Source organism: Paenisporosarcina sp. TG20 (genome assembly GCF_000286315.1).
In the GTDB taxonomy this organism is placed as follows: Bacteria; Bacillota; Bacilli; order Bacillales_A; family Planococcaceae; genus Paenisporosarcina.
This window is the reverse complement of sequence record NZ_ALJG01000173.1, coordinates 1-7,006: the sequence shown is the minus strand read 5'-3', so window position 1 is coordinate 7,006 and position 7,006 is coordinate 1. Positions and strand designations below refer to the sequence as shown.

4 protein-coding genes are annotated in these 7,006 nt (G+C 38.0%); 2 read left to right on the top strand and 2 right to left on the bottom strand.

The genetic code is table 11. The features are described from left to right. Nucleotides 1-665 precede the first annotated feature (665 nt). The gene (ade, locus tag B371_RS0102650; protein WP_019412769.1) at nucleotides 666-2,417 is read left to right on the top strand and encodes an adenine deaminase; all 1,752 of its coding nucleotides are present in this window, start codon (nucleotides 666-668) and stop codon (nucleotides 2,415-2,417) included. A gap of 278 nt (nucleotides 2,418-2,695) precedes the next feature. On the opposite strand, the gene B371_RS23315 is transcribed toward ade, so the two are convergent. Together B371_RS23315 and B371_RS0102640 are read right to left on the bottom strand one after the other, a co-directional pair. Further along, the gene (locus B371_RS23315) at nucleotides 2,696-2,866 is read right to left on the bottom strand and encodes a hypothetical protein (protein WP_019412768.1); all 171 of its coding nucleotides are present in this window, start codon (nucleotides 2,864-2,866) and stop codon (nucleotides 2,696-2,698) included. Nucleotides 2,867-3,153: 287 nt separating this feature from the next. Next, nucleotides 3,154-5,307 (bottom strand): beta-propeller domain-containing protein, encoded by a 2,154-nt coding sequence (locus B371_RS0102640; protein ID WP_019412767.1) that lies wholly within the window; start codon nucleotides 5,305-5,307, stop codon nucleotides 3,154-3,156. Nucleotides 5,308-5,495: 188 nt separating this feature from the next. Between B371_RS0102640 and B371_RS0102635 the strand changes: the two genes are divergently transcribed. Next, nucleotides 5,496-6,809 carry a short-chain fatty acid transporter gene (locus tag B371_RS0102635; protein WP_019412766.1) on the top strand — a complete coding sequence of 438 codons (1,314 nt, stop codon included), beginning with the start codon at nucleotides 5,496-5,498 and terminating at the stop codon, nucleotides 6,807-6,809. Nucleotides 6,810-7,006: the final 197 nt, after the last annotated feature.

Below are 7,006 nucleotides of genomic sequence, written 5' to 3'. Positions count from 1 at the left end.
TTGCTCAAAATACCAGAATTTCAGTATTCATGATGCAAACCACTGCAGGAAACTGCGCTTCTAAATAGGCAATCACCACTCACAATAATGGAGTAACGAGAATCAATTAAAGATATTCTGTTTTAGCATGTTAGTGTCTATATACTAAAAACACCATGAATACAGGGTTTTTGGAACTTTATAGTCATATACTTTCTAATATTGTAAGAAAAACCGGGCAAAGTCGGCCCGGTCCTTTAAGACCAATGATTTTAGTATCAGTCTAGAAGGACATTCCATATAGTATCGACTTTGGTTTCCAGTATAATTTCCGTTGCGGGCGGTCCGCCTGGAGAGCAAATCAGCGGTATCATACTAGAACCTACTCCTTAAAATACCGGGAATACTGGATTTATGGCACTCTTAATTTATTCGCTTTCTAATTTTTGTTAAAAAAGCACAAGATACACTCCGCATATAGGAGAGTAACTTGTACCAAATTGCATTACCTTTTTAAAATATTCTTCACCCTCTAATTTAAAGTAAATCCCAATACTTAAATATAAGATTTTCGTCTTTCTACTGTGTTTTAACCTGTAAAGCGTATATAATTAGCAAACACTATGTCTGATAACAATGACATTAACAAAGAAAACTTATAAGTTTGTTAATAAGGAGAGAATAAAATGGTACCTACAATAGAAAAACTTAAAAAACGAATTGCGGTATCTCAGAAGAAACAACCAGCTGATTTCATTCTGCGAAACGCATATGTAGCCGATGTGTTTTCGTTAACTTGGACAAATGCAGACGTGGTTATTACAGACGGGATGATTGTTGCGATTGATTCTACTAATTCATTTGAAGCAATTGATGAGGTAGATGCACTGGGACGCTATGTCGTTCCAGGCTTAATTGATGGTCATATCCATATCGAATCGTCAATGTTAACGCCGTCTGCTTTCGGAGATGTATTACTTCCTCATGGGGTAACCACAGTTGTGACCGATCCCCACGAAATTGCAAATGTGGCTGGTGTTGAAGGAATACAATTCATGCTAAGAGATGCAGAAAAAAGCCCAATGGATATTTATGTGATGCTTCCTTCTAGTGTACCTTCGACGTCATTTGAAAACGCTGGTGCAAAGCTAGAGGCATCTGACTTACAGCCTCTTCTCTCCCATCCTCGCGTTCTTGGACTGGCGGAAGTAATGGATTATCCGTCCGTTCTAACTGGGGATGACGGAATGCTTGCAAAACTTGCAATGACACAGGAAGCAAACTTACGAATTGATGGCCATGGTGCTGGTTTACAAAGTGAAGAAATTCGTGGATATCGAGCCGCTGGTATTCAAACCGACCATGAATGTGTGACAGCTGATGAAGCACGAGATCGTATCGCTCAGGGCATGTATGTATTAATCCGTGAAGGTTCTGCTGCCAAGAACTTAAAGGATTTACTGCCTGCTGTTACTCCACATAACGCCCGAAGATTCTTATTTTGTACGGATGATAAGCATTTAGATGAATTGGTAAGTGAAGGAAGCATTGACCATGCGATTCGACTGGCGATTGCGGAAGGAATGGAACCGCTGCAAGCTATTCAATTGGCCACTTTAAATGCGGCTGAATGTTACGGATTGTCGAATAAAGGGGCACTAGCAGCGGGTTTTCAAGCAGATTTTATCATTCTCGATAATCTTGAATTTTTTGACGTGTCTTCCGTATGGAAAGATGGTGTTAAAGTAGCTGAACAAGGCGTGATGGGTAACGCTCCAACCGCTCAAGAGGTCTGTTCAGTTCGCATTAGCCAATCAGTTCACTTACCTTCATTAAGATTAGAAGACTTGGCAATTCCCTTTCTCGAAGGGGAGAAAGCAAATATTATCGAGATTATTCCAAACCAACTTGTAACTAATAAATTGGTTGAACACGTCGATGTAAAGAATGGACTATTCGCTCCCAATATTGAACGGGATCAACTAAAATTAGCCGTGATTGAACGCCATCATCAAAAACACACGATAGGATTAGGTATTGTAAAAGGATTCGGGTTACCAAGTGGTGCGGTTGCAACAACCATTGCACATGATTCACATAATGCAATTGTTCTCGGCACGAATGATTCCGATATGATAATTGCCATTCAAGCCTTACAAGATATGCAAGGAGGATTAGTCGTTGTAAACAAGGGTCAGATTCTGGCTTCAGTCGCTTTGCCAGTCGCTGGACTAATGACGCAAACACCCTTAGATGTTGCGATTCAGTCTCTATCTAAGTTGCATGAAGCCTTGCACACCATCCATCCAACGAACAATTTTCATTTATTCCTTACCTTATCGTTTCTCAGCCTACCCGTGATTCCTTCTCTTAAATTAACCGATACTGGATTGTTTGACGTGACTGCATTTGAACATATTTCAATTGTTGCGGATTAAGTTTCCGACTCGCGCAAAAAGCCTACTGATTTGGGTGGATGAGAGAATAAATACTACTCTATAAAATTCAAGGCGGCCGAAGATACAATTTCGGCCTTTTAATACTGTCTTTAAGTCTTGGCGTTACTTTAATGTATAGACAGGAGAGTTTATCACTGTATCTGTAACTAACACGAATGAAAGAGTGCATCTCACATTGGCCTGATTTCAACTTGATCTAATTGGCTAATTCTTAGCTTTAATTGGAACATATATGTATCTTTTTCTGTACAATTTGCTTAAGTTGTACTACTTTTCATTTTTTTCTGGTCAGTTTGATTTGATAGGGGCCACTCTTTCATCTTTTTCTGGACATTTTTCCTTGATTGAGACAATTTTTCATTTTTTTCTGACCCTTTTGTCTTGATTGGAGCTACTTTTTCATCTTTTCCTAGCTCTTTTGCCTTCATTGGGGCAACTTTTCATCTTATTGAGGCAACTTTTCTTCTGATTGGGGCAACTATTTATCTGATTGGGGCAACTTTCTGTGTTATTGGGGCAACTAACCAATTCTCTCCTAATTATAATAAGTAAATCCCAAAGAATAGTAGTTTTTTTAATAGACTCAACTAAAACTACAGATCTTAGATTACGTTAATAGGGAGAAACAGCTAGCTGTTGATATCTGAAATTCATTTCTTTTACCAATATAAAAAAAGCAGATACTAAGTTATGCGCTTAGTAATCTGCCTTCATTTTAATATGTGACAATGCCAGTTTCTTTAAACGTGTTTAAATCATAACTCTTAATTTCTTTCATGGAAATAGTATATAGTGAGTCTCTTACATACAGCATCCGTTGAACTGAGTTCTCCCAGTTTTCATGTGTTTGAGTTGAATTCTGCTTATTGATCATGTTTCCAACTTGTTCAATTCCTTCTTCAGCCGTAATTTTATAAACAATTGCCCCTTCTCCAGAGAATTCTCCATATCCTTCTTGATTAGAGCCATCATACAATGTCACCGGGAAACCATAATATCCTTTTTCACGATGTTGGAATAATGCTTTGTGATCGTGTTGAAGCGCGCTATAGGTGCCTTGACCTCCAAGAATCTCCACATCTTTTTCTTTTGGGTTAGAAAAGTCCGTTATGTCAAACAAAGAAATTTTCATTCCTCCAGTAATAATTCTTGGTTCTGATCCATTTTCATTTGGCATTGATTTTGTATCATATCCAAAGCCAATTAAATGATTTTCATCTAATGGATGTAAATAGTTACTAAATCCGGGGATTTTTAATTCTCCTAATACTTTCGGTGACGTAGGGTTTGACACATCCATCACAAACAATGGATCCGTTTCTCTAAATGTCACCATATAAGCTTTATCTCCCATAAAACGAGCAGAATATATACGTTCTCCCTCTGCAAGCCCTTCAATTGAACCTACTTGTTTCATTCCTGCGTCTAAAATAAATAAATTGTTCTCAGATGGTTCTTCATTATTCCATGCAAAGCCTTTTGTTGTAACGACACGGAAATATCCTTTATGCTCATCCATTGAAAATTGATTGAGTAGCATACCTGTCACTTCTCCCGACGAAACAAAGTCTACCGCGGTCCCATTGAGTTTAAATTTAAAAATTTCTGTGTTTGCTGCTTGTGGATTCCACATAGTACTAGACATTTTGTTATTGTTTTGTGTTCTTGGCATATAAATCGGTGCTGTTAAATATAGCGTTTCTTTTGACATATACATAGCTTGACTACCGCCTAAATAACCTTTTGTTACTACTTGAGATTCTTTTGGATTATTAAGGTCCATGGCGGTGATAACACTATATGTCCCCTCTAAAGTCCCAGGTAGAATGGATATGTCGGAGTATGACATAGGCGAAGCTTTGTCGCTTTTTTTACTATCAAATGTATGTGGACGGAGCCCAACATCTCCGCCTTCTTCTAACATCCAATAATTAGGTGCAACATTGGTTACGAAGTATAGCATATTGTCTGTTTTGCGTGCACCATTCAAATATCCTTCAGTGCCAATTTCCCGAACTAGTTTGGGATTCTTAGCATCTTTCACATCATAGAACCTAACATTAGTCGAACTCGTATAACCCATATGTGGAAGCATTATTCTATCTGAATTAGAAGAGGAGACATCCGGAAGCTCATGTTGAGTTTGTTTGTCACCTAATACAATTAATGTATCTCCGTTTAAAAATAATTGCATTGGATAGAATGTTTCTTCTTGTTGAATCTCTGCGACTTTCAACATAGCAGAAGGCTTTCGGATATCAGTTATAACGACTCGCCCATTCATAATTGAGTAAATATACTCTCCGTCCGTCTTCACGAGATCTGCTTCATCAACGCCCTCTACTTGATTATTGGTTTGAGAGTACTCTCCTCCTCCCGTTCCGGAAGATTTATTGCTAGAATCTGCTGAGGACTCCGTTGTGCTCTCTTCTACATGAGAAAATCTTTGATTAAACATTTTTCGAAGCGTTATAAAGTAATCTTTTAATTCTTTTTCCGATTTAACAGATTGCAATTCATCATGGACCGTAAAGGATAACTGGTTGGTTGACATGGATTTAAAGTACCCCGCAATTACAGCTTCTTTATTTACTTGAAGCTTATATGAGCCAGGTTTCATCCCAGTCACTTCAATAGAGTGACCGTTTTGATGAAGGTTTATATCAGCATCCGTTTTATTACCTTGTTGATCCACTATGAAAATGTCCCCATCTTGAATAGCAGAATCTTTTAATGGGGAGGAGAAGTTAGCTTTCCATCCTTGTTCTGTCAACGCAATAGATGAAGCACTCACAGTCACTTTATCAATTAAAAATGCAAATGATAAAACAATGGAAACCACAAATAATGAAGCAGCAATGACCCACATACTTTTCTTTTTAATCTTTATCGCTCCCTTTCTTCAACAGCTCGTTATTTTATTAGACCGATTAAAAACTATATTGTTTCACTAAATAAAGAATTTTCTTCGAATAGTTTAATAATTCGTATATCATAAACTTTCAGCATAAGTTAAAGTATATATTGGAAGAAATAACAATAGGAAGGGGAAATAAAATGAAAACTCTTACACGTTTTTCGAACACACTAATGGAACGATATTTACCGGATCCATACATATTTGTTGCTATTTTAACCTTACTTGTATTTGCATTAGGAATTGGTTTAACAGATTCAAGTCCACTAGATATGGTAGTTTATTGGGGCGATGGCTTTTGGGGGTTACTTGCATTCACTATGCAAATGGTGATTGTCCTAGTCGCTGGACATGTATTAGCCAGCAGTCCTGTCTTTAAGAAATTACTTAGCACCATGGCCAGTGGAGCAAAATCACCTGGTTCTGCTATATTACTAGTGACTTTTGTTTCCTTAATCGCTTGCTGGATTAACTGGGGCTTCGGCTTAGTCATTGGGGCATTATTTGCAAAAGAGATTGCACGTCAATTACCTGGTGTAGATTATCGCTTATTAATCGCAAGTGCCTATTCAGGATTTATTGTTTGGCATGGTGGTTTAGGTGGATCAATTCCTTTATCCATCGCGACAGAAGGCCACCCATTTGCTGAACAGATAGGGATAATCTCAACAAGTGAAACAATTTTCTCTGTATATAACCTACTGATTGTTGGGTTGTTAATTATCACAGTTCCTTTATTAAACCGATGGATGATGCCGAGAAAAGAAGACACCTTCATCGTTGATCCCAAATTATTAATTGAGCCAACAGAAGTCGAAGAAGTTGGTGACTTAACACCTGCTGCTAAAATGGAAAATAGCTATGTGCTTTCAATCTTAATTGGTGCACTTGGACTAGTTTATCTAGGGTATCACTTTGCAACAAAAGGCTTCGATTTGAACTTAAATATCGTTAATTTAATTTTTGTGATTCTGGGAATCATTTTTCACGGAACACCAAAACGCTTTTTGGCTGCTGTTACAAATGCAGTGAAAACAGCTGGCGGCATTATCATACAATTTCCATTCTACGCGGGGATTATGGGCATGATGGTAGCATCTGGTTTAGCTGGAGTTATGTCTGAAGCATTCGTTAGTATCTCGAATGAAAATACCTTCGCCCTATTCGCATTCTATTCAGCTGGAATTGTTAACTTTTTTGTTCCTTCTGGTGGTGGACAATGGGCTGTGCAAGCACCTATCATGTTGGATGCAGCTCAAACTCTAGGTGTTAGCTACTCTAAAACAGCGATGGCGATCGCTTGGGGTGATGCATGGACTAATATGATTCAGCCATTCTGGGCTTTACCAGCTCTTGCAATCGCGGGGTTACGAGCGAAAGATATTATGGGATATTGTTTATTCGTTCTAATTTTAAGTGGTATTGTTATCAGCTTTGGCTTATATTTCTTTTAAAATTAAATATCCATCCGTTCGCTGCTTCCTTTTACAGGGAGCAGTTTTTTGTTAGCGATATGAAAGTATCTCATCATGAAGGTTCATAGGTTCCTTTGAACAAATCTACATCAACATAGCTTCAATAAGAAAAACCGGGCAAAGTCTGCCCGGTCCTTTATAAGATAGCCTTCTATTTAAGTCTAGTGATTTCCGTT

Coding starts and splice junctions, on each gene's coding strand:
- B371_RS0102640 (WP_019412767.1), bottom strand. CDS start 5,307: ATGTGGGTCATTGCTGCTTCATTATTTGTGGTTTCCATTGTTTTATCA.
- ade (WP_019412769.1), top strand. CDS start 666: ATGGTACCTACAATAGAAAAACTTAAAAAACGAATTGCGGTATCTCAG.
- B371_RS0102635 (WP_019412766.1), top strand. CDS start 5,496: ATGAAAACTCTTACACGTTTTTCGAACACACTAATGGAACGATATTTA.
- B371_RS23315 (WP_019412768.1), bottom strand. CDS start 2,866: ATGAAGGCAAAAGAGCTAGGAAAAGATGAAAAAGTAGCTCCAATCAAG.